The sequence below is a fragment of the Flavivirga aquimarina genome (assembly GCF_030540835.1).
Lineage (GTDB): Bacteria > Bacteroidota > Bacteroidia > Flavobacteriales > Flavobacteriaceae > Flavivirga > Flavivirga aquimarina.
The window spans coordinates 127,726-151,695 of record NZ_JAUOEK010000184.1; the positions used below are offsets into that span (position 1 = coordinate 127,726).

The following is a 23,970-nucleotide window of genomic DNA, read 5'->3' on the forward strand; positions in this document are numbered from 1 at the left end:
CACAGTCGAGAACTTTTAATATTCTAACTTTATAAGACATCTTGGCTGTGCTCGATATGACATTTTTAATTTTTAACTATTTAGAGTAGTAGCTCTTCTTATTTTTTAGAATTATTTTATTCTAACAGTTTAAGTTTTTTTAAATCATGAAAAAAGAAATTCTTCTCATCGTTCATAGAAACAAATAATCCATTAGGAAATTTATCACCTAATGCCATAGTTGTCACATCACAACCATCTGTTTCTATAGTTCCTAAATTAATTTCCTTTATAAATGCATTCGTCTTTAAATCGAAAACATTAAATGTATGTGCTTGTTGATTAGACACTATTAAAAATCCTTTGTCTTGATATTTAGCAATGGCTATACCTTCAATATCTTCTTTAAAATATTCCTTACCAAAACAATAAATTTCTTTATCGCCTTTTAAAGGTTCTGCATGATATTTACGAATGCAATGCATCTCATCGGAATAGTACACAATACCTGTCTCGTCATCAACGGCAATAGCTTCTATTTCTTTTTTGCCACTAAACTCTCCAAACTTCCTAACTAATTTAGAATGTACTCCTAAACTATCTGAAGTTAAATGGTATTGGTACAAATACTTATCCAGAGGCCCCGTTTTTCTGCCTACTATAGCATATAACTTATGTGTTTCTGGCGATTTGTAAAGCGCAATCCCCATTGGTAAATTCGCTTCAGGCTCTTTAACATCTGTAAAAACTGGAAACCCACCATTATCTAATGGTTTCATATCTGGAACAGAAAACAGGCGTATTTGTTGACGTTCTCTTTCTGTAAATGCAATAACATCAACTTTAGTAGAATCATTAAGTTGAAAACCATATTCTAAGTCGATATTATTGGGGCGTTTTAAATTCCTTATGGTTTTGTCTTCAATAATTTTGCCTTCTAAATCAAAAGCGTAAATAGCACCTTCTGTATCTTTATCGGTACCAAAAACTATACTCTTAGAAGTATCTTTTTGATTAATCCATATAGCAGGATCGTCTGTATCGTGCAAGGTAGTTTCCGTAACAACATCGGCTACAATTTTAGGTAACTTTGTAGTGCATGCCATGAAAGCAACAAAACAAATAAAAATAATATTTACTTTAAACTTTTCCATTTTTATCTTGTTTTAAATAAGTCATACTTTAAACCAAATGTAACACGTCTTCCATAATACTCTACTTGCATGGTTCTATTTTTAACACCCTGAAAATAACGCAATGGCTGGTCTGTTATATTATTTAAATCGAAATAGATACTAAATCCTTTATTAAAAGCATAAGACGCATTAAAATCCAGCAAAAATTGCTCATCGTAATATCTGTCTTCAAACGCACTGCCTCCAATTTCATCTATATAGGCATCGGAATAGTTTGCCGATAAACGCAAGCTTAATTTTTTATCGGAGTACCCTAAAGAACCATTAAACATGTTAGGTGTAGTACCCGGTAAATCTAAATCTGATCTTTCTTCGCCATCCTCATTTCTAATACCATCTGCATTGGATGTTAAATAAGTATAATTGAGCATTAAACTAAAGTTTTTAGCAAAACCTGGTAAAAAATCTAACTGGCGTTGAAAAGATATTTCTGCTCCTGTGATACTAGCACTATCACCATTTTGTGGTTGAAAAGCATCAAAACCAGTTCCTGGGTCTTCAAATTGAAAAGTATAAATAAAGTCTTTAATATTTTTATGGAATACGCCTCCTGAAATAATACCTATACTTTTAAAATAATGCTCTGCCATTATATCAAAGTTCATAGCAGTAGTCGCATTTAATTCTGGGTTTCCTAAAAATATTTCTTTATCATCTGCTACAACATCTATACTTGGTACAATATCTTCATAATTCGGTCTTGCCAAGGTATTAGTCCAGGCCAAACGCAATACTGTACTTGTTCCAATATTATATTTAAAGTGAACACCGGGTAATACATTAACATAATTCTTTTCTTCTGTAATGGTACCTATAATATCTTCTTCATCTTCAATTTCGTTTCCTGTAGCTTCTGTTTTAGTGCTTTCAACTCTTACTCCGAACAAAACACTTAATTTATCTGTTAATTTTTGATTAGCCATGGCATAAGCTGCATAAACAGTTTCCTTTACTTCATAATTAGCCCTAAGGTACTCACTTGGTTCATCTGAAATATCAAATAATGACTCATTTAATAGATCTAATTGGCCTAAATACTCTGGTGAGACATAAGACCCTGCTGTATATTGACTCCCCGCTAAATAGTCTTCATCCGTTTGATCTACAAGTGGTAATTGCGTTAAATCATCAAAATCACTAGTTAATGGGTCTAGCTCAAAAAAGTTATTATCTCTTATCTTGTCTTTAGTTTTTAGTCGACCTCCAAATTTTATAAATCCATCACCTGTATTAAAAAAGTCTACTGGTAGTTTAAAATTAGCAAAGGCGTTAAAATCTTTTTCTTCTGTATATTGATTTTCTTCTGTAATTTCTCCTAATTCAAAATTACTTAACCCGGCATCACCTAAATCTTCAGGAGTAAACAATGGAAATTCGGTATCTGAATTATCATTATTTATAATATATTCTGATTCGTATTCAATATAACGCTCATTTAATCGCTCTTCGGATGCTTTTGCAAATGATGCTAACCAATCGAACTTCACTTTCCCAAAAAGATGGTCGCCTCCTAAACTATAATTCTGCATGCGCTGGTCTTCTAAACGCGTATTCTTATTTCTATTGCTGTCAATCCCTCCTTTAGATTGTCGCTTAGCTTCAACTGGAAATCTGGTAGGAACGCCATTTGTAATTGTAAAATCTCCAACCTCAATATCTTCCGCATCCAAAATTCCGTGTTCTAATCTAAAACGGTTTTCACGGTCATCTCTCCAATTATACATCGTTTTTAAGAAAATGGTATTATTAGCGTTAAAAGCATAATCTAAATTAGCCGAAAAACTTCTGCGTATACGCTGTACTAAATAAGTACGTTGCTCAAAAACATTGGTATAAGGTTTTACCTCAACTTCCTCCACATCGGCACCATTAAAAAACTCAAATTCATCAGTCCATTCGGCCTCAACATTATCCGATCCAAAGTCGTTATCATTTATTGATGAAGACAACATCCATCCAAACTTGCCATTTTTTGTTCTATTACCAATTAAAAAAGAACCGTTAATAATTCTTTTAGCGGTAATGGTGTTAACTCCAGAACCTAATGTGGCTGCCACTCTAAATCCATTTGGGGATGTTCTTGTTACTAAATTTACAGAACCTCCTAAGGCATCGGCATCCATGTCTGGCGTCACCGCTTTATTTACTTCGATTAACTGAATCATATCCGATGGAATTAAATCCATTTGTATGTTTCTGTTATCTCCTTCGGCAGACGGAATACGACTACCATTTAGCGTTACCGAGTTTAACTGTGGCGCTAAACCTCTAATAATTATATTACGCGCCTCACCTTGGTCAACTTGCATTGTAATGCCAGGAATACGCTTTACAGCATCACCTATATTAGCATCAGGAAATTTACCAATTTGGTCTGTTGAAACAACATTTGTAATATTCTGTTTATTTTTTTGAGAGTTAAGAGCTTTTGCCTGTCCGCTATTGTATCCTGTTATTAGGACTCCATCCAACTCCTGAGTTATTGGTGATAATATAATGTCAATTTTAACTGTTGTGCCTCCTTCAACTGTTACTTCTTTTTCTACATCGGCATATCCTAAATATGTCACTTTTATTATTTGATTTCCTGAGGGAACATCAACCATTAAAAAGCTACCATCAAAATCTGATATAATTCCTTTATTTAGTGATTCAATTAATACATTTCCAAAAGGAATGGATAAACCATTTTCATCAATAATTTTCCCTTGTATGTTTCCACTTTGAGAGAATCCTATAAAGGAAATTGTTAGTGTAATAAATAATAATACGTAATTTTTTCTCATGACTTTTTGTTAGTTATATATTAAACTAAATAACAAAATTGATGAGCGAAGTGTTTTAAGTGTTTTTTACATAATTGTTATCTATACATTGAAAAGAGTTATTACTTTACAATAATCTAACAATAAAAATAACTTTTAGAAATATATAATTAAAGGCCAATAAAAAACCCTTTCTGTTTCCAGAAAGGGTTTAAATATTTTAAAGAAAAATTACTTCTTAAGCCTCAAAAGGCTCAATTGAAACATACGATTTGTTATCTTTTTTCTTTGTAAACTTTACAATACCATCAACGCTAGCATGTAATGTATGATCTTTTGAAGAATAAACATTCTCACCTGGGTGATGTGTGTTACCTCTTTGTCTAACGATAATATTACCAGCTATTGCAGCTTGACCACCAAATATCTTTACACCTAAGCGTTTCGATTCTGACTCTCTACCGTTTTTCGAACTTCCGACTCCTTTTTTATGTGCCATTTTATTTCGATTTTAGTTTTTTAAAATTAACTTAAAGCAGCAATTAAATCGGCTTTCTTCATAGAAGAAATTCCTTCAACGCCTTTGGCTTTTGCCATCTCTTTTAATTCAGCAACAGTAAGCTTGCTTAAATCTTGAGTAGCTTCAGCTTTTTTAGCAGCTGGTTTTGCTTTTGGTTCAGCAGCTTTCGCTTTTGGTGCGGCTGCTTTAGCTTTTGGCGCAGCAGTGTCTGCTTTTTTAGATTCTGCTTTTGCTGGGGCAGCTTTCTTAGCTCCCTCCTTTTCTACTTTGGTCGCTTTTTTAGCTCCCGAAGCAACAATACTTTCAATTACAATTTCTGTTAAAGATTGACGGTGACCATTTTTAACACGGTACCCTTTACGTCTTTTCTTCTTAAAAACTATAACTTTATCACCTTTAAGGTGCTTTAAAACTTTTGCTCCTACTTGAGCTCCGTTTATAGCCGGGGCGCCTACAGTTACTTTGTCTCCATCTGCTACTAGAAGTACGTTATCGAAAGAAACTTTCTTACCTTCTTCTGTTTGCAAACGGTTAACAAAAACTTTTTGGTCTTTTTCAACTTTAAATTGATGCCCTGCTATCTCTACAATTGCGTACATAGCGAATTTTTATTAATTATTTTGTTCAAAATGAGTGCAAATATACTGCTAATAAATTAATCTACAAACGTTTTTTTGATTTTGGATGATCATTTCTTCTCTATTTTTTCATTGAGAAAAACTTCTTAATAATTTAGTTTATAGTATAAAAATTAAAATTTCTTTAAAAACTGGGAGGGGATTCTTCCTATTGGTCGTTTACACATAAAAATAAATGCTATTATTATGAAAAATCTCAAAGAAATATTACTTAAAGTAGAAATAAAAAAAGTTAAGGAATTTATTAAAGAATTACCAGCAGCAGCTGCTTTTGTGTTAAATCATTAATGTTATAAATGTTATTGGTTTTGAGGAATATTTCCTGTCTTTTTAAAAAATTGCATAACAGTAAGTACAGAAACCACAGTGGTTGCTAACCCCATAACGGCAACCACAAAGGTTACCATACCAATATCTACATTAAAACTACCGTTAATTGTTTGAAGTAATTCTGGTAAAAAGGCAGGGTTAATTTCTGTAGCATAAAACAAGAAAAAAACAGTAAATATTAATGTCGCAATAAAACCTGTAATAGTCCCTGTTTTAAATCCTTCGCTATAAGTAAAAGTCTCTGGTTTTTCAAGCTTTCTTAAACGTACAACTTCGCAAATCCCAAAAGCAATAATAACAGCGTTAAAAAAACTAAATACTGGATTAATATGTTTATAGAATAATGCTAAAATTAAAAAATATGCAATTAACATAATGCCAGTAACTAGTCCAAACCGAATAGGAAGCGATATTTTTTTCATCTTTTAGCAAATTTACATTTATTTAAATTTCGTAAAAAATTTCGTATTAAAATAATTTTACATCTGTTTTAACTATAAATTGATTTTTTTTGTAAGAAAAATAACTGATTTTGAATTGGTTTTTATAAGATAATAATAGTCATTACTAAATTCTGGGATTCTGAATGTTTTATCGAAAAAAATCTGTAAACAATAAAACAACAATTTATGAAGTCACAAAATTCTACTTTTTAGTACAATAAACAGCTTAATTTAGTAGTTTTGTAAACAACATTATACTTATAAACATGAACACATTAAAAAATATTATAGCAATTGTAATGGTAGTATTAATCACTATTAGTTGCAAAAATGAAACAAAACCAGAAATTAAAACTATAGAGGTAGTAAAAGAGACTTCTAAAGAATTAGACCCAAATGCCACTTATGCTAAAGCAGAATTTAATATTGATGGTATGACATGCGCTATTGGATGTGCTAAATCTATTGAAAAGAAAATAGCTAATATGGAGGGTGTAAAGTCTGCTACTGTAGATTTTGACAAAAAGTTAGCTATGGTTGAATATAATGAAGCTAAAGTTACTCCTACTTCTTTAGAAGAAACAGTAGTCAAAGTTGCAGATATTTACAAAGTTAGTAATATGAAAACGGTTGATGCGTTTTCAGAAAAAAGTGCTGTACAATAAATTATCGTATTAAAATTTACTTTTTCTCGATTTTTCTATTAAATACCAACACATAAAATAATGTGTTAGGTTAAAAAATATTACCGCAAAAAACTCTAGCAAATCGTTTTTTTCAACAAATAAATGATATCCTTGTAAATAAGAGCTAATTACAATAGAAATCGTTGAGAATAATAAAAATCGATTGGTTTTTGTCTTTTTACTTATATATAATAAAGTAGCACTAAACACAAATAGCGCCACAGAAAAAATATACAGTATAGTTTCTTGAAAAAGAAGCATTTTTTTCATCCCCTCGGAATATAGTATGGTTGGTACAACCGCAAATATTACTATTAGAAGAGAAAACTTTAGAATTCTTTTTACACTAACTGCTTGATAATGCTTAAATAAAATTAAAAAGTAAATAAAAAATGCTATCGTATGATAAACCAGCCCCAAGGAGTTGTACGCTTCGTACGGATTATTAAAATGACAAATCCCTAAAAAGTTAAATACTACTGAAAGTAAAAATAGCTTGTTCCTTTTCTTTGTATTTAATATATGTATAATAAAAATTAAAGACAGGGGGATAAACAACGTTACTTGTCTATTTAAATACTTAGGAAAAATAGCCCCAAGGGCGTCTAAAAAAAGAATGCCTGTAAAAAAAATAGACCCTAGCCCATTATGCCTAATTAGCTCTTGTATCTCTCTCTTTATTACCGTTTTAAACCTTTTCAATATATAAAGCTTATTTATTGTAAAATTCAAAAAAATCAAGAATTTACGACAATCTATATGGGAAATATAGTGCTTTTTTATATATGGATAAATACTAAGGTTGGGATTTTAGACGAAATACATTCTATTTCCAAATAATCGTTTCCATTATATGTTTAATATCTTTTTGCAAATAATTCGCAGCTGGCAAAATAGAATCGTAATTGGGCTTTGCATAAAAATATAAGGACCCTGTTAAAAAGTGATTTATACTATCGGTGACATAAAATTGTGCTGGTGATGCCACATTTCCTTTAACTTCAGAAAACATTCCATATACTTTTTGTGTTTCATTTTTATAAATACTTGCAGGAGGGATCTCATCAGCTTTAGCCATATGCTTTTCTGTAAATTTTTCTGCATCTCTTAAAAAATCAACTAAATTTTTTCTGTCACCATTAATAGCCTTATATGTTAAAAAAACTGTTCCTTTTAAAGTTGGGTACTCTATGTTTACACCATAACTTTCTGTTGTTGCATCAATCTTTTTAGAAGTAACTTTAGTTGCTAATATATTTGATTCAAATGAAAAAGGAACCTCTATCTTAGCTTCAAGATACTTTGCCCTAGGGTAATCCAACCTTAAATAGGCTTTCGGTTTTGGCACATAATCTTCACCACAAGATGCTAATACTAAAACTCCAATTACTAAGATCGTTCTTAATAAAGACTTGAAAGTTGATTTTACATTCATATAGTATTGGTTTGCTATAGTAGTTATTATAGTGTGATAAAAATTAGGCTATTGTAAATTTTACAAGTTTTATTCTCTTCTTGTCTAAAGCTTCTATTGTAAAAACGTAATTTTTAAAATTTATTTTACTATTTAATTTTGGAAAACTTCCAGATATTTCCAGTACAAAACCTGCAATGGTTTCGGCTTCTCCTTTTTTATCTTCAAAAACAGTTTCATCTTCAACTTTAATAATTTTATAAAAATCTTTTAAAGCTGTTTTACCTTCAAACACAAAGTTATTATCGTCTAGTTTAGAGTATATCAAATCTTCATCATCAAACTCATCACTTATATCACCCACAATCTCCTCAATAATATCTTCTAAAGAAATCAAACCGGAAGTACCTCCATATTCATCTACTACTACAGCCAAATGTACTTTTTTCTCCTGAAATTCTGCCATTAAATCATCTAGCTTCTTATTTTCGGGCACAAAAAAAGGTTCTCGTATCAAACCTGTCCAATCAAACTGTTTTCTATCTATATAAGGCAATAAATCCTTTACATAAAGAATCCCTTTAATGGTATCTATATTATCCTCATAAACAGGAATTCTGGAATAACCATTAGAAATTATTTCGGGCATAATCTCGTTATACTTTTGTTCTATATTTAGAGCAAAAATATCTATTCGGGGACGCATAACTTGTTTTGTATCTGTATTTCCAAATGATACGATACCTTGCAATATTTTATGCTCTTCTTTGGTAGTATCTTCTTCACTGGTTAATTCTAAAGCTTGAGAAAGCTGATCGACACTTAAATTAGATTTTTGCTTTCCCAATTTATTATGAATAGCCAATGTTACACGTCGCATTGGCAAACTTATCGGTGACAAAAAAACATCTAAAACACGTAGCGGATATGCCATAAAAGAAGCAAACTTCAAGTTATTTCTACTAGCATATATTTTAGGTAAAATTTCACCAAATAATAAGATTAAGAATGTAATTACTAGAAGCTCAACAATAAATTTGATTAATGAACTAGTGATTTCTCCAAATATAAAATCGCCTAAAAAGGCAAACAAAATAACAATGGCTATATTTATAAAATTATTGGCAACTAATATGGTAGCTAATAGCTTTTTAGGATGTTCTAATAATTTTGATATAATTTCAATGCGTTTAGATTTGTTTTCTAAACCATCATCAATATCTTTTCTGCTTAGAGAAAATAGAGCTACTTCTGCCCCAGAGATAAGTGCAGAACAAACTAAAAGCAAAAATAGTAATACAAAACCTGTAACAACCGAAAAATCAATTGCAATTAATAAAGGTTTAAAACTCGAAGGATCAGGATCCAAATACTTCTTTTTAGTTTAACTTAAATTAAAATGGAAGATCATCGTTTTCTTCCTCAATAGGTTCGCTATTTGACGGCTGATCAGGAACAGCTTTTTTGACTTCAGTTTTATTCATCGCAGCATTATTTTCACTCTCTTTTTTTGTTGAAAGAAACGTAAAATCATTACACTGAATTTCGGTAGAGTATCTTTCATTACCACTATCATCTTGCCATTTTCTCGTTTTCAACCTACCTTCTATATAAACTTTATCTCCCTTACTCAAATACTTTTCACATATTTCAGCTCCTTTATTTCTAACAACAATATTATGCCATTCTGTATTAGTAACACGTTCATTAGTCTGTTTATTCGTATACGTTTCATTTGTTGCTAAAGGAAACCTACCAATACAGCCACCTCCTTCAAAATAATGCATTTTTATTTCATCTCCTAAATGGCCAATTAGCATAACTTTATTTAATGTCCCAGACATAACTGTTGTTTGTTTTAGAACGCAAAATTACAATATTGCGTTGCATTTTTTTAAAATTAATAAAAAAATATGATTGTTCGATCTAAACTAATTAAAAATAAAGAACTACTAGAAATTATTATTCTAAACTCTACAGCATATCTCATTTTTAGATTCACGTTTCAATAATTTTTAAAAATTAAAAGTTTCAATAAAATTTCCTATTAGAATTGGTACTGCATAATTATGTATGTCTTGGGTAGAAATCCCATTAACTAAAAGCTTATTTACATTTACAACCCAAAACTTAGTATATAAATGTTGATGGGATAGTTTGTGTACAACGACATCTTTATTATAAAGAGATAATTGAAACGACATACCTTTTATTAAATCATGTTCTTTTACAAGTTTTTTTAAAGTATTTACATCAACATTCGTATTGGTTTCAATTAAAGGGAACTGATATAAGTTTTGCCAAATACCTTTGCCTTCTCGTTTTTCTAAAATAGTTTTTCCATCACCAGAAATAAATACCAAAAAGTTAAAATACTTTTTTTTCGCTTTTGCTGACTTAATTTTAACTGGTAATTCGTTGATTTTATTTTTATTGAAAGCGATACAACTTTTATTAAAAGGACACGTATTACAATCAGGTTTTTGAGGCGTGCAGTGTGTTGCGCCAAATTCCATGATAGCTTGATTAAACTCTGCTGGTTTTTTTTTATCAATTAATTCCTGAGCCAGTGCTTTAAACTCTTTTGCTCCTTTTGATGAGTTAATGGGAGTATTAATTCCAAAATATCTTGACAACACTCTATATACATTTCCATCAACAACTGCAGCAACTTCATTAAAGCAAATAGACGCTATAGCACTTGCCGTATAATCACCCACTCCTTTTAGTTTTAACAAGTCTTTATAGTTATTAGGAAACTCTCCTTTTAATTCCTTTACTATATGTTTAGCAGTAGCATGTAAATTTCTGGCTCTTGAATAATATCCTAATCCTTGCCATAATTTAAGCACATCACTTTCATCTGCCTTAGAAAGGTCAAAAACTGTGGGAAACTTTTCTGTAAATGACTCATAATAAGGAAGACCTTGTTTAACTTGTGTTTGTTGTAAAATAATTTCTGACAACCATATATAATAAGGAGCCTTGGTTTGTCTCCAAGGAAGATCTCTCTTATTATTTGAATACCAATGAATTAAATATTTTGAAAATCCCATTATCGAATATATACTACTCGCAAAAATAAACGTTTATAATCTTAAATTTTAATGAATTAGGTTTGAAATATTGAATATTAAATTCCTATATTTGCATCCCTCTAAATTTATATAACCTAAAAAAAATAAAAAATGACGAAGGCTGATTTAGTAGCAAAAATTTCTGAAAAATTAGGAATTGAAAAAGGTGATGTTCAAGCAACTGTTGAAACATTTATGGAAGAAGTAAAAACTTCTTTAGAAAGTGGTGATAATGTTTACTTAAGAGGTTTTGGAAGCTTCATTATAAAAACAAGAGCTGAAAAAACTGGTAGAAATATTTCTAAAAATACAACTATAAAAATACCAGCTCATAATATTCCTGCATTTAAGCCTGCAAAGGTTTTTGTTGAAGGTGTTAAAACAAATGTAGACGTTAAATAAAGCATTAAAATAAATTATTAATATAAAAAAAAGCACTATTTATGCCAAGTGGTAAAAAACGTAAAAGACATAAGGTTGCAACGCATAAACGTAAGAAACGTAGACGCGCTAACCGTCATAAAAAGAAAAAATAAACTAAAAGAAGTAGTTAGATAAACTACTTCTTTTAGTTTTAAAATAACAAGTTCTTTGAAATGAGTTCATTAAAATTTCAGACACTTTTTAGTGTTTAATGAACTCCACGGATAATCCCGATAGTTATCGGGACCTGTGAAATTTCCTTGATTATGAATTTGATTTTACATCAAAAGAGTAATTGAGGTTTTATCTCTGACAATAGAGAATCAATAGCTATTGCCAGAAAAAATAATGTATAATCCATCTGTACTTAATTGTATGGATAAAAATTAACAAAATGGATAAAGAATTGATTATTCGATCTAGTTCCGAGAATGTTGATTTTGCCTTATTAAAAGATGGAAAACTTATTGAATTACAGAAAGATGAAGACAGTAATGACTTTTCTGTTGGTGATGTGTTTATAGCCAAAATAAGAAAAGCCGTTCCGGGTCTAAATGCTGCATTTGTTAATGTAGGTTACGAAAAAGATGCATTTTTGCATTATCACGATTTAGGACCAAAATTGCCCTCGCTTTTAAAATTCACAAAACGTGTAAGCACAGGTAAACTAAAAGATTTTTATTTAAAAGATTTCCCATTTGAAAAAGATATTGAGAAAGACGGCAAAATTGTCGACGCCTTAAAATCTAATCAATCGCTATTAGTACAAATAGTTAAAGAACCAATATCTACAAAAGGTCCAAGAATAAGCTCCGAGCTTTCTATTGCCGGTAGATATATTGTTTTAGTTCCTTTTTCAAGTCGTATTTCTATTTCTCAAAAAATAGAAGACAAAGAAGAAAAGGATCGATTAAAACGATTAGTTAAGAGTATTACTCCACTAGGTTTTGGTATTATTGTACGTACCGTAGCACAAGGCAAAAAAGTAGCTGAACTAGATAAAGATTTACAAAATTTGCTTAGTCGTTGGACGGCAATGTGTAAAAAGCTACATAAAGCACATCATCCAAGTAAAGTATTAGGAGAAATGAATAAATCCTCGTCAATTTTACGAGATATATTTAATGACACTTTTACGAGTATTCATGTTGATGATGAAGAGCTTTATTATCAAATTAAAGATTATGTGCAAGAAATTGCACCAAAAAAAGAATCAATAGTTAAATTGTATCAGTCTAAAGTTCCAATTTTCGAAAAATTTGGAATCGAAAGACAAATAAAAACTTCCTTTGGCAAAACCGTTTCTATGGCAAAAGGTGCTTATTTGGTAATTGAACATACCGAAGCATTGCATGTTATAGATGTAAACAGTGGTAACAGATCTAACAAAGCCAATAACCAAGAGGATACAGCTTTAGAAGTTAATTTAATAGCTGCTACAGAAATGGCTCGTCAATTACGTTTACGTGATATGGGTGGCATTATCGTAGTAGATTTTATTGACATGACTAATGTTGAAAACAGGCAAAAGCTATTTAATCACCTTCGAGACGAAATGAAGGACGATAGAGCTAAACATAAGATATTGCCTCCTAGTAAATTTGGATTGATACAAATAACAAGACAACGTGTTCGCCCAGAAATGAACATTAAAACCCGTGAGGAAAACCCTAACGGCGTAAATGGTTCTGAGGTTGAAGCACCAATAGGTTTGGTGCAAAAAATCACACACGATCTTGAAAGACTATACAAAAAAGACTATACAAAGTTGACTTTAAACACACATCCTTTTATAGCAGCCTTTTTAACAAAAGGTTTTCCATCTGTACGTTCAAAATGGTTTTTTGAACACAAAAAATGGGTCAAAGTTTTACCAAGAGATGCTTACACATATCTAGAATATCATTTTTTTGATAAAAATGGTAATCAAATTAAATAATTAAAAAACCCCTTGCTATTTTTAGTAAGGGGTTTTTGTTTTCATGTATTTGTACGTTTGTTGATTACGGAAGTACACAACCTACTCCTATTCCACATTCACAATCTGTTGGTCTGTATAATGTTATTACAGGTACTCGACCTTGAGAACCACAACTATTTACAGGTCTTACGGTAACAGATAACGTTTGCCCTTCAAGTATACCTAACTCTTGTGCAGTTAGTTTTGCTGAACCGTTAATAGCTGTTTTTATTATAGGAGTACCCCCAGAAACACTAAACTGAAACTCTGATACTTGATCTAATGCATTACTAGTATTAAACTCCCAATATGTATTACCATCTTCGCAACCAGCAGGTAAACTAAATACATCATACGGTACTCCAGAATTTGTCATTAATTGAGGAAAAGAAGGTTTTCCTATATAAAAATCCTTTTGTATTGTTGTAGTAGTAGTTGTAGCTTTTACATAAGCAGAACCACTAACAAGACTATTTATAGGGCTCACGGTTATACTTGTTCCTGTTAATGAAATAGTTTGTAGATTAGAAGATATTTGCCATGTAGCTGAGCTATCCCCATTTATTAAAGTATATGTTTGTGAAGTAGTACCACAAGTTAAAGATGCGCCTGATATTTTAGGTAGGGGTAAAGGGTATAAAAACTCCAATGCTATAATATCATTATTATTAAATTCCCCCAGTACTAAATTATCGAAACAACTTATCATAACAGAAGTTGGGTCGAAACCAGTTGGAGTTCCAGGTATGTGGTTAGCTCCATTAGCATTAGGAATACCGACTGGATTTATGTCCTCAGGATCGATAGTACCACAACTTTCTCTACTAAACCAATCTGTATGTCTTAACCCTAAAGTATGCCCTATTTCATGAGTCCAAATATGTCTTAAAAGATTAGCATTTAAACCGTTTGTTCCAGTAAATATTCTTGCGATTTGCCCAGGATTACCATTAAACGGAAAATCGCCTCTTCCTCCTGCTCCCCCAGTAATTTGGATTGCATTTATATCTAAAGAATTATCTTCTGCTCCAAAAGTCAGCACAAAGTCTAACCCAATATTTAAGTCATTATAATTCTGTATGGCTTCACTAAGAGCTGTTTGTTGTTCGTTAGTAAGAGCTTCACCTCCTTGATTAACACCTCTAACTGTTATGGTTTGATTATTGTCAACAGTATTGTTTGAATGGTATTGTTTTGATTTAGAACTCTCCTGGTTGCTAGTTTTCTTTGAAGATATCATTTTATCAACTTGATCAGAACTAATCATTATATCTTCTTCAATTATGTAATACTTTTCGTTTGTGCCATCGCTATTTTTTTGACTAATTAACCTAAGTTCAAAAGGGTTAAAATTGAGTTCTCTGATTTTAAGAATATCCTCTTCAGTAATCTCGTATTCTACAAAATCGTTAGTCAATTCCTCATTAGCAAACGGAGTGTCTTTCTCACAATTAGTGAGAATTAATGAAATTCCAAAAAGTAGAATTGCAAGTTTTAAATAATTTTTCATTTTTTTAATAATTTAAAGATTAATAAAATTTCATTTATTATAAAAAATGAGAGAAAGCTTCTTATTCACTAAATTTAGTTTTTATGTTTTAGTTTCTTACTTAATAATTATTAAAAATCTTCCGTTTTATCGAAAAACTAAAATTGTTGTTATGGAAAAACCGTAATGCGTAATTATAAAAACAAAACCCGAAGTATCTACTTCGGGTTTTGTTTTTATATAAGGCACTTAAATAAACTCTTCAGCAAGACAAAACTAAGGAGCAGGATTAGGAATGGTATTATGCACCTCATTAATTTGCTCTAAAACAGCATCACTAAGAGTTACATGAATGCTTTCTATATTTTCTTTAAGTTGTTCTAGATTAGTAGCACCAATAATAGTACTTGTAATAAAGGGTTGTTGTGTTACGAATGCTAAAGACATTTGTGCTAAACTTAAACCATTGTCTTCAGCTATTTTTAAATACTGTTTTGCTGCTTCATTAGCTTGTTCTCCACTATATCTTGCAAATCTTGGAAATAATTTAAGTCGCGCATTTTCAGATGCTTTACCCTTTATATATTTACCAGAAAGTACTCCAAAAGCCATTGGCGAATAGGCTAATAAACCAACATTTTCTCTTAGTGATACTTCTGCCATGTCTGTTTCAAAAGTTCTAGTAAGTAAAGAATAGGCATTTTGAATGGTTGATATTCTAGGTAAATTATGATTTTTAGACTCTTCTAAATAGCGCATAGTTCCCCAAGAGTTTTCATTGGAAATTCCTATATCTCTAATTTTCCCTGCTTTAATTTGAGTATCCAGACTGTGCAATATTTCATTAAAATTATCTTCCCAATTAGAATCATACTTATAATTTCTAACACCAAATCTATTGGTATCACGCTCTGGCCAATGTAATTGATATAAGTCTATATAATCGGTTTGCAATCTTTTTAGCTCTAAATCTATGGCTTCTTTTATCGCATCTGGGCTAAACCCTGTGGTTCTTATATGCGCTGTATAATCTCCTCCGCCAGCAATTTTAGAAGCGATAACTACTTTATCTCTATTTCCCGTTTTTTGCAACCAAGTACCAATTATTTTACTAGTACGTCCACTCATTTCTGCTGTAGCTGGTACCGGGTACAACTCTGCAGTATCTATAAAATTAATGCCCTGATCTAAAGCATAATCTAGTTGTTCGTGTCCTTCAGCTTCTGTATTCTGGTTACCCCAAGTCATAGAACCTAAACAGAGTTTACTAACTTTTGTAGTGGTATTTGGTAGTGTTGTGTATTTCATAAATATTCTTAGTCATTCCCGCGTGGTCACTTTAGTCGAAGTAAAGGCAGGAATCTCTTTAATTTAAACTTCTGATTTTGCAACAGGCTTATCCCTTCTCAATAATAGCACAAAGATAAAAAACCTTTCAAGCTTAATAAAACTTGAAAGGTTTTTAAAATTATAACCTCATTAAGTTGTCAATTCCTGCTTTCACAGGAATAACAGAGAAATTAATTATCGTTTAGCAATTTAGAAAGCTCATCTAATTTTGGTGTTAAAATCACCTCAATACGTCTATTTTTTGCTTTCCCTTCTGTAGTAGAATTGGTAGCAATAGGTGCAAATTCACCACGACCGGCTGCCGTTAAATTTTCAGGGTTAATATTTGCATTTTCTCTTAAAATATTTACAATAGCGGTGGCACGTTTGGTCGATAAATCCCAGTTACCACTTAATTGAGAGTTTCCTTTATAAGGCACATTATCTGTATGTCCTTCTATTAAAACTGCAATATCTGGATTATCACCAAGTACATTTCCTAATTGCTGTACTGCTCTTCGTCCTTCTGTACCAACAGACCAACTACCAGAACTAAATAATAGTTTATTCTCCATCGATACGTAAACCTTACCATCACGCTGTTCTACTGTTAATCCTTTACCTTCAAAATCTGTTAAAGCTTTTGAAATGGCATTTTTTAATTGTGTCATTGCAGCATCCTTTGAAGCAATAACATTCTCCAATTCTGCAACTCTGTTAGACCTGTCTTCCAATTCTTTTTTAAGCTTGGCTAAACGTGCGCTTTCTGCTGCTAATGCCTGTTCTTTTGCTTCTAATTGTGCCAATAATTCTCTATTCTTTTTAGAGTTTCTTGCTATCGCTGAAGAGCTGTTTTTTTCTAATGCATCATAAGAATTTTTTAAATTATCGTAATTAGATTTTGCTGCATTAAAATCTGCCTGTAATCTATCTCGTTGCTGAATAGCTTCTTCATATGCTTTCTGAATTTGTTTCAATTCATTTTCTGCGGCATTTTTAGCACTTGAAAGTGTATCGTTCTCACTAGAAAGTTTTCTATTTTCTTCCTTTAAATCAGCATATTTATCTTCTAATTCTTTATAGATCTTTGGAGACACACAAGACACTAAAAATGTTAATGTTAATATGGCTAATAAAGTTTTCTTAATCATTTTGTTCGGGTTTATCTGTTATTACTTATTTATAAAATGTCTTTTAATTATCTATTTCTACTAAAATTGGGCAGTGATCACTATGTACTGCCTCCGACAATATAACGGCTCTTTTTATTTTTTCTTGTAGTGGTTTTGCTACCATTGCGTAATCTAATCGCCAACCTTTGTTATTGGCACGTGCATTAGCACGATAACTCCACCAACTAAATTGTTGATTTTCTGTATTTAAATACCTAAACGAATCTATAAAGCCACTATCTATAAAACTTCCAATCCATTCACGCTCTACGGGTAAAAATCCAGAAACACCTTTCATTTTAGGATTATGAATGTCTATCTCTTCATGACAAATATTATAATCGCCACAAATAACTAAATTTGGTATATCTTTTTTAAGAGTATTTATATAATCCTGGAACATATCCATATACTCTAATTTATGGTTTAAACGAGCATCGTTTGTTCCAGATGGTAAATACAAACTCATAACGGATACGCCATTCCCGCCTGCGGAACGGGCAGGAAAATCGGCTCGCAGGTTTCTCCCTTCAAAATCCATCGACTCAATACCTGTGCCATATTCTATATGGTTGGGTTCTGTTTTACTTAAAATAGCAACACCACTGTATCCTTTCTTTTGAGCACTAAACCAATAATTGTACTTATAGCCTGCTTCAGCAAAAACATTTAAATCCAACTGTTCTTTTTGTGCCTTTATTTCTTGTAAACAAACCACATCTGGATTGGCACTTTTTAACCAATCGATAAAACCTTTATTTATCGCTGCTCGAATGCCGTTTACGTTATATGATATAATTTTCATCTGTGTGTATATACGTTATTGTTTTAACTATTGGATCTGTCTGTAAGTAGACAGATATATAATCCGCATATTTAAAAACCCCAAAGTCTTTAATTATGTTCATTACATCTAGCTAAAATAAATAATACGTTACTTTTACACTATCAAATAAAAATAAATTTTATTTAGATTTCCTATTTCACTTTCATACTTTGACTATTTTCAGGACAAGTATGCTTGGCATAAAATTCAGGAAAGACAAATATATAAGGGTATTTTAAGTATAGTTGAAGAAATTATATTCGTTTTCTCGACAGGTTTAACAAACTCTATTAACAAAATATTTTAAACTATTTGTAGTTTAAGTATCTAATGAAGTGTATTGCATCAATTCTTATATTTCTAATTGGTTTTTGTGGATTTACTCAAGAACCAACTTCTAACTATAAAACTATAAAAGTTGCTGTAAAAAACACTATCCGTATTGATAGTGTTAGTATAAATCCCAACTCGTTTTCAATTAAACGAAAAGACAATACGGTTATTGATTCTACTTTTTATTCTGTTGACTTTTCTAAAGCGATTCTTACTTTTAAAAAACCTGTTGAAACTGATTCAATTATTATTAATTATTTGAGGTTTCCCAATTTCTTAACCAAAACCTATCAGCAATTAGACGAAACTATTATTGTTGAAAACAATGATAACCTTAACAAGCTATATAAATTATCGCAACCAAACGATTCCAAAAATTTTATTCCGTTTGATGGTTTAACAACTTCGGGGAGCATCTCAAGAGGTGTTACTATTGGGAATAATCAAAATTCGGTTTTAAATAGTGAATTAGACCTTCAAATAACGGGAAAGCTTAATGATAAGGTATCACTTAGGGCATCTATACAAGATGCTAATATTCCATTACAGGAAAGTGGTTATTCGCAACGTTTAGATGAATTTGATCAGGTTTTTATTGAATTGTTTAGCGACCGTTGGAATATTCGGGCGGGTGATATTGATTTACAAAATACCGATTCTTATTTTGCAAGTTTTTCTAAGCGTGTTCAAGGTTTATCTGTTAATGCAACATTAGGAAGTGATACATCTCAAACCAATTTATTTGCTTCGGGTGCTATTGTACGTGGGCAGTTTACAAGAAGTCAGTTTACAGCTCAAGAAGGCAATCAGGGGCCATATAAATTACAAGGGCAGAATGGCGAATTATTTGTACTTATTGTATCTGGCAGCGAAACAGTTTACGTAAATGGTATTGCCGTGAAACGAGGCGAGGATCAAGATTATATTATAGATTATAACGCAGGTGAAATTATATTCAATGCGACCTATCCGATAACTTCTGAAATGAGGATTACTGTCGATTATCAATTTAGTGAACGTAATTATTCGCGTTTTATAGCTTATGGTGGTGGACGGTATGAAAGCGATAAATTAAAAATTGGTGTTTCGGTATATTCTGAAAACGATTCAAAAAATCAACCGCTTCAACAAAACTTATCAGAAGCACAGATTCAAATACTGTCTAACGCCGGCGATGACATTAGTTTAATGGTAGCGCCATCAGAAATTCAGGAAGCTTTAAATGATAATAGAATTTTATATAGAAAAGAGCTCATTGGCGGTATTGAAGCTTTTGTGTTTTCAAATAATCCAGATGACGAGCTATACCGTGTTACCTTTACACAGGTTGGAGCCAATCAAGGCGATTACATTTTAAGCAATACGACAGCTATTAATAATATTTATGAATTTGTAGGTATTTCTCAAGGCGATTACGCCCCTATAGTTCAATTGGTGTCTCCTACCAAACTTCAGGTTGCTGTTATAAATGGGAATTATAAACCATCAGAGAAAACCAACATTACTTTTGAAGCCTCTGGTAGTAAAAATGATTTAAACTTGTTTTCGAATTTAGATGATGATGATAATGATGGTTTTGCAGGAAAGTTAAATATTGAACAAAAACTCATCAAACATGATAGCCTTTGGAGTTTAAGTGCTTTTGCTAATACAGATTACATCCAAGAGAATTTTAAAACGATAGAACGCTTATACAATGCCGAATTTAATCGTGATTGGAATTTAGAATTACCTTCCGAAAATGAAACCGTAACAAATTTAGGTGATCAAATTTTATTTAACTCAGGTTTTCAAATGTCTCATCCAGAAAAAGGCAGCATCAACTATCAATTTGAACACTTAGGCTACTCTAATAGTTTTAATGGCAACAGACATGTTACTAATATAAACTTGCTATTTAATAAATTTAAAATAACGTCTTATTCTAGTTTTTTAAATGCTCATTCTAATATTAATACCTCAACTTTTTTAAGGTCTTACAACCGTATTACTTATGGTATGCAAAAAAGTTGGGTAGGCGCCAGATTGGCCATTGAAGATAATGAGCAAAAAGATATTCTAACTCAAACATTAACTTCTTTAAGTCAAAAATTTAAGTCTTACGAAGTTTTTGTTGGTGTTGGAGACAGCACCAAAGTTTTTGCGGAAATAGGTTATAAAAACAGAGTGAACGATAGTATAAGAAATAACGAATTACAAAAAGTAAATACGTCTAACACATTCTATTTAGATTCTCGATTGATTCAAAATAAAAATACCAACCTTTCTTTGTATGCTAATTACAGAAATTTAAAAAATGAAGATAATGATATTGAAGATGAACGTTCTATAAATTCCAGACTGCAGTTTAACCAAAAGCTTTTTAAACAAATTGTGCAATGGAATACTATTTTTGAAACCAATTCAGGAACCTTACCTCAACAGGATTTTACTTATGTTGAAGTTGAAGCTGGACAGGGCACCTACACCTGGATTGATTATAATGGGAATGGTATACAGGAACTTGAAGAATTTGAAATTGCGCAATTCCAGGATCAAGGAAAATACATAAGAGTACTTTTACCTAATCAGGTTTTTATAAAAACACACCAAAATAGGTTAAGCCAAACGCTTACATTTAACCCATCGCAATGGGCAGTAAGTAAACATAAATCGAAAAAATTCTGGTCACATTTTTACAATCAAATCAGTTATTTAATTGATAGAAAGATAAAACGAGAAGGTAATAGTTTTAATCTCAATCCTTTTAAAAATGATGAAGCCGATCAATTAGGGTTACAATTAAATTTTAGAAATGTGTTATTTTTTAACAGGGGTAGGCAACGCTATACAACGTCTTATACTTATCTTGATAATACGACTCGAAGCATTCTATCTATTGGATTTATTGAAAATAGTTTAAAAAGTCATCAACTTAATTTTAATCATAAAATTGCTGAAAGCTGGTTAATAAATATGCTTTCGTCTTTTAACAATAACGAAAGTATTAGTCAAAACTTTGCCAGTAAAAATTATAATTTTGATGAAGCTCGTTTTAATCCAAAGTTATCCTATTTATTTAATGACAATTCCAGTTTTGATATATTTTATCAATATTCCAGTAAAGACAATACTATTGGTGATTTAGAATCTTTAAAACAACAAAAATATGGTACTTCATTTACTTTTGCCAACAGTCAAAAAAGTGCCATAAATGGGGAGTTTAACTATTTTTCAAATATTTTTAATGGAAATTCAAATACACCAGTTGCCTATCAAATGCTAGAAGGGTTACAACCTGGTAAAAACTTTACATGGACTTTATTAGCTCAAAAAAAACTAACTACTTTTCTCGATCTTAATTTGAGTTATTTTGGAAGGAAAACAGAAACCAGTAAAACCATTCATACAGGCTCTATCCAATTAAAAGCCTACTTTTAGGACTGCTGCTCTTTAAACACCCTAATATAAGACACGAATTGCACTAATTTACACGAATCTATTACTCTATATAGTATTAGTATTGAATATAAATACGAATCCTGAACCTGCATAGGTTATAAACAGGCTAATTAGTGAAGATTAGTGCAATTCGTGTCCTCCTCTATTATTTTATTAGGTATATCAATTTCTGCATGAACACTTTTAGAAATGTAAATCATCTATTTTATCAAAAACCGAAATAATCACTTTTATAGCTTCTACATAAAATTCCGGATGAATGTTTTCATAATCATCTGTCGGTTCGTGATAATCTTTATGGTTTTCGACTCCAAAGTATAAAAACGGAATCCCTTTTTTATAAAAATTCGTATGGTCTGATGCATAGGTCCAGTTTTCTAAGTTATCATATCCATCATGTCCTGCAATGAGTTTAATCTTTTCAGAGTATTTATAATATTCAACTATATGTTTTAATTTTTTGCTACACTGTGCCCCAACAACATATAATTCATTTTTATTGCTCCTACTAATCATATCCATATTGATATTCATCTTAATTTTTTCCAATGGAACAATTGAATTATTTACAAAATACCTCGACCCCTGTAACCCCAGCTCTTCTCCATCAAATGCTGCTAAAATAACCGAGTGTTTTGGGGGATTGTTTTTAAAGTACTCGCCAAAACCAAACAAAGCACTTAATCCAGAAGCATTATCATCAGCACCATTGTATACTACTCCATTTTTAACTCCCTCATGATCATAGTGAGCACTAATAACTATATATTCACGAGGGTTTTCGGTGCCTTTTATAAGCCCTAAAACATTCGTTGTCTTATATTCTCTTCTCTTTTCTTCAAACAAGAAACGCTGTTCATAGCTTTTTCCTAATGGTAGAATACCTAGTGAATAAAATTGATTAATTATGTATTTTTTGGTTTTCAATGCACCTTTTGTCCCAGTTCTTCTACCCTCAAAAGCATCGGAAGATAATGATTTTAAATGCCTTAGTATAGACGTTTCGCAAAACAAGCTGGTGGTTTTTACATATGTTTGTGAATTTACATTTATACTTAAAAAGTAAAATAAAAAAAATGGAATTAGGTATTTTATTTTCATTTGTTAGAGATTATTTCTTAAATCTAAACAAAAAAACCCAAGCTAGTGCTTGGGTTTTTAAATATTTATGATGTATGGCTAAAATTTCATGATATACTAGCCTTCATTAATTCCCTATTCATACGTGCAATATTCTCTAAAGAAATCCCTTTAGGGCATTCAATTTCGCAAGCGCCTGTATTTGTACAGTTACCAAAGCCTTCTAAATCCATTTGAGCCACCATATTACGTACACGATCTGCTGCTTCTACTTGTCCTTGAGGCAACAAAGCATATTGTGATACTTTAGCTCCTACAAATAACATCGCAGATGAATTTTTACAAGTAGCGACACAGGCACCACACCCAATACATGTAGCTGCATCCATAGCCTCGTCTGCTGCATGTTTAGAAATTGGAATAGCGTTTGCATCCTGAGTATTTCCGGATGTATTCACAGAAATATACCCTCCCGCTTGCTGAATACGCTCAAAAGCCATTCTATCTACTATTAAATCTTTTATCACAGGAAATGCTGCCGCTCTAAATGGTTCAATAGTAATAGTGTCACCATCTTTAAACATACGCATGTGTAATTGGCATGTTGTTACGCCTCTATCTGGCCCATGAGCTTCTCCATTGATATACATCGAACACATGCCACAAATACCTTCGCGACAATCGTGATCGAAAGCTACAGGTTCTTCACCGGTGTTGACTAATTGTTCATTCAAAACATCCATCATTTCTAAAAAAGACATATGTTCTGATATATCAGTAACTTTATAATCGACCATTTGACCCTTTGCATTTGAGTCTTTTTGTCTCCAAATTTTAAGTGTTAAATTCATTTTCTTATAGTTATTTAG

Annotated in this window: 19 protein-coding genes; 4 read left to right on the top strand and 15 right to left on the bottom strand. The window is 31.5% G+C overall.

The features are described from left to right. Nucleotides 1-116: 116 nt before the first annotated feature. The 5 genes from Q4Q35_RS20645 to Q4Q35_RS20665 form a co-directional block, all read right to left on the bottom strand. The gene (locus Q4Q35_RS20645; protein WP_303279951.1) at nucleotides 117-1,133 is read right to left on the bottom strand and encodes a phytase; all 1,017 of its coding nucleotides are present in this window, start codon (nucleotides 1,131-1,133) and stop codon (nucleotides 117-119) included. Nucleotides 1,134-1,135: 2 nt separating this feature from the next. After that, the gene (locus Q4Q35_RS20650) at nucleotides 1,136-3,961 is read right to left on the bottom strand and encodes a TonB-dependent receptor (RefSeq protein ID WP_303279952.1); all 2,826 of its coding nucleotides are present in this window, start codon (nucleotides 3,959-3,961) and stop codon (nucleotides 1,136-1,138) included. A 217-nt stretch (nucleotides 3,962-4,178) separates the two neighbouring features. After that, nucleotides 4,179-4,439: a 50S ribosomal protein L27 gene (gene rpmA / locus Q4Q35_RS20655; RefSeq protein WP_303279953.1), complete on the bottom strand. Its 261-nt coding sequence runs from the start codon at nucleotides 4,437-4,439 to the stop codon at nucleotides 4,179-4,181. Between the two features lie 26 nt (nucleotides 4,440-4,465). Then, nucleotides 4,466-5,059 carry a 50S ribosomal protein L21 gene (rplU, locus tag Q4Q35_RS20660; protein WP_303279954.1) on the bottom strand — a complete coding sequence of 198 codons (594 nt, stop codon included), beginning with the start codon at nucleotides 5,057-5,059 and terminating at the stop codon, nucleotides 4,466-4,468. A gap of 338 nt (nucleotides 5,060-5,397) precedes the next feature. Next, the gene (locus Q4Q35_RS20665; protein ID WP_303279955.1) at nucleotides 5,398-5,850 is read right to left on the bottom strand and encodes a DUF4199 domain-containing protein; all 453 of its coding nucleotides are present in this window, start codon (nucleotides 5,848-5,850) and stop codon (nucleotides 5,398-5,400) included. 287 nt (nucleotides 5,851-6,137) lie between these two features. Here Q4Q35_RS20665 and Q4Q35_RS20670 point away from each other — a divergent pair, with 287 nt between their 5' ends. Then, a complete protein-coding gene (locus Q4Q35_RS20670; protein WP_303279956.1) occupies nucleotides 6,138-6,536 on the top strand; it encodes a heavy-metal-associated domain-containing protein in 399 nt (132 codons plus the stop codon). Between the two features lie 847 nt (nucleotides 6,537-7,383). On the opposite strand, the gene gldD is transcribed toward Q4Q35_RS20670, so the two are convergent. The 4 genes from gldD to mutY all read right to left on the bottom strand — a co-directional run bounded on the left by gldD (nucleotide 7,384) and on the right by mutY (nucleotide 11,027). Next, complete coding sequence (gldD, locus tag Q4Q35_RS20675; RefSeq protein WP_303279957.1) at nucleotides 7,384-7,992, bottom strand: gliding motility lipoprotein GldD; 609 nt, start codon at nucleotides 7,990-7,992, stop codon at nucleotides 7,384-7,386. 43 nt (nucleotides 7,993-8,035) lie between these two features. Then, the gene (locus Q4Q35_RS20680) at nucleotides 8,036-9,340 is read right to left on the bottom strand and encodes a gliding motility-associated protein GldE (RefSeq protein WP_303279958.1); all 1,305 of its coding nucleotides are present in this window, start codon (nucleotides 9,338-9,340) and stop codon (nucleotides 8,036-8,038) included. A 25-nt stretch (nucleotides 9,341-9,365) separates the two neighbouring features. Then, the gene (locus Q4Q35_RS20685) at nucleotides 9,366-9,815 is read right to left on the bottom strand and encodes a single-stranded DNA-binding protein (protein ID WP_303279959.1); all 450 of its coding nucleotides are present in this window, start codon (nucleotides 9,813-9,815) and stop codon (nucleotides 9,366-9,368) included. Between the two features lie 171 nt (nucleotides 9,816-9,986). Then, entirely contained in the window at nucleotides 9,987-11,027 is a 1,041-nt protein-coding gene (gene mutY, locus Q4Q35_RS20690; protein WP_303279960.1) for an A/G-specific adenine glycosylase, read from the bottom strand. 132 nt (nucleotides 11,028-11,159) lie between these two features. Here mutY and Q4Q35_RS20695 point away from each other — a divergent pair, with 132 nt between their 5' ends. Both Q4Q35_RS20695 and Q4Q35_RS20700 read left to right on the top strand, forming a co-directional pair. Beyond that, nucleotides 11,160-11,450, top strand: a complete 291-nt coding sequence (locus Q4Q35_RS20695; protein WP_019386001.1) for an HU family DNA-binding protein — start codon at nucleotides 11,160-11,162, stop codon at nucleotides 11,448-11,450. 415 nt (nucleotides 11,451-11,865) lie between these two features. Then, complete coding sequence (locus tag Q4Q35_RS20700) at nucleotides 11,866-13,410, top strand: Rne/Rng family ribonuclease (RefSeq protein WP_303279962.1); 1,545 nt, start codon at nucleotides 11,866-11,868, stop codon at nucleotides 13,408-13,410. A 64-nt stretch (nucleotides 13,411-13,474) separates the two neighbouring features. Here the strand turns inward: Q4Q35_RS20700 and Q4Q35_RS20705 are convergent, their stop codons facing one another. The 4 genes from Q4Q35_RS20705 to Q4Q35_RS20720 all read right to left on the bottom strand — a co-directional run bounded on the left by Q4Q35_RS20705 (nucleotide 13,475) and on the right by Q4Q35_RS20720 (nucleotide 18,226). Further along, on the bottom strand, nucleotides 13,475-14,941 hold the full coding sequence (locus Q4Q35_RS20705) for a M57 family metalloprotease (protein ID WP_303279963.1): 1,467 nt from the start codon (nucleotides 14,939-14,941) through the stop codon (nucleotides 13,475-13,477). A gap of 255 nt (nucleotides 14,942-15,196) precedes the next feature. Further along, a complete protein-coding gene (locus Q4Q35_RS20710; protein ID WP_303279964.1) occupies nucleotides 15,197-16,228 on the bottom strand; it encodes an NADP(H)-dependent aldo-keto reductase in 1,032 nt (343 codons plus the stop codon). A gap of 212 nt (nucleotides 16,229-16,440) precedes the next feature. Continuing rightward, nucleotides 16,441-17,400 carry an OmpA/MotB family protein gene (locus Q4Q35_RS20715; RefSeq protein ID WP_303279965.1) on the bottom strand — a complete coding sequence of 320 codons (960 nt, stop codon included), beginning with the start codon at nucleotides 17,398-17,400 and terminating at the stop codon, nucleotides 16,441-16,443. A gap of 43 nt (nucleotides 17,401-17,443) precedes the next feature. Continuing rightward, entirely contained in the window at nucleotides 17,444-18,226 is a 783-nt protein-coding gene (locus Q4Q35_RS20720) for an exodeoxyribonuclease III (RefSeq protein ID WP_303279966.1), read from the bottom strand. A 351-nt stretch (nucleotides 18,227-18,577) separates the two neighbouring features. Here Q4Q35_RS20720 and Q4Q35_RS20725 point away from each other — a divergent pair, with 351 nt between their 5' ends. Further along, nucleotides 18,578-22,000 carry a DUF8818 domain-containing protein gene (locus Q4Q35_RS20725; RefSeq protein ID WP_303279967.1) on the top strand — a complete coding sequence of 1,141 codons (3,423 nt, stop codon included), beginning with the start codon at nucleotides 18,578-18,580 and terminating at the stop codon, nucleotides 21,998-22,000. Between the two features lie 204 nt (nucleotides 22,001-22,204). On the opposite strand, the gene Q4Q35_RS20730 is transcribed toward Q4Q35_RS20725, so the two are convergent. Beyond that, nucleotides 22,205-23,122 (bottom strand): M28 family peptidase, encoded by a 918-nt coding sequence (locus Q4Q35_RS20730; RefSeq protein ID WP_303279968.1) that lies wholly within the window; start codon nucleotides 23,120-23,122, stop codon nucleotides 22,205-22,207. An 86-nt stretch (nucleotides 23,123-23,208) separates the two neighbouring features. Further along, complete coding sequence (locus Q4Q35_RS20735; RefSeq protein ID WP_303279969.1) at nucleotides 23,209-23,952, bottom strand: succinate dehydrogenase/fumarate reductase iron-sulfur subunit; 744 nt, start codon at nucleotides 23,950-23,952, stop codon at nucleotides 23,209-23,211. Nucleotides 23,953-23,970 lie beyond the last annotated feature (18 nt).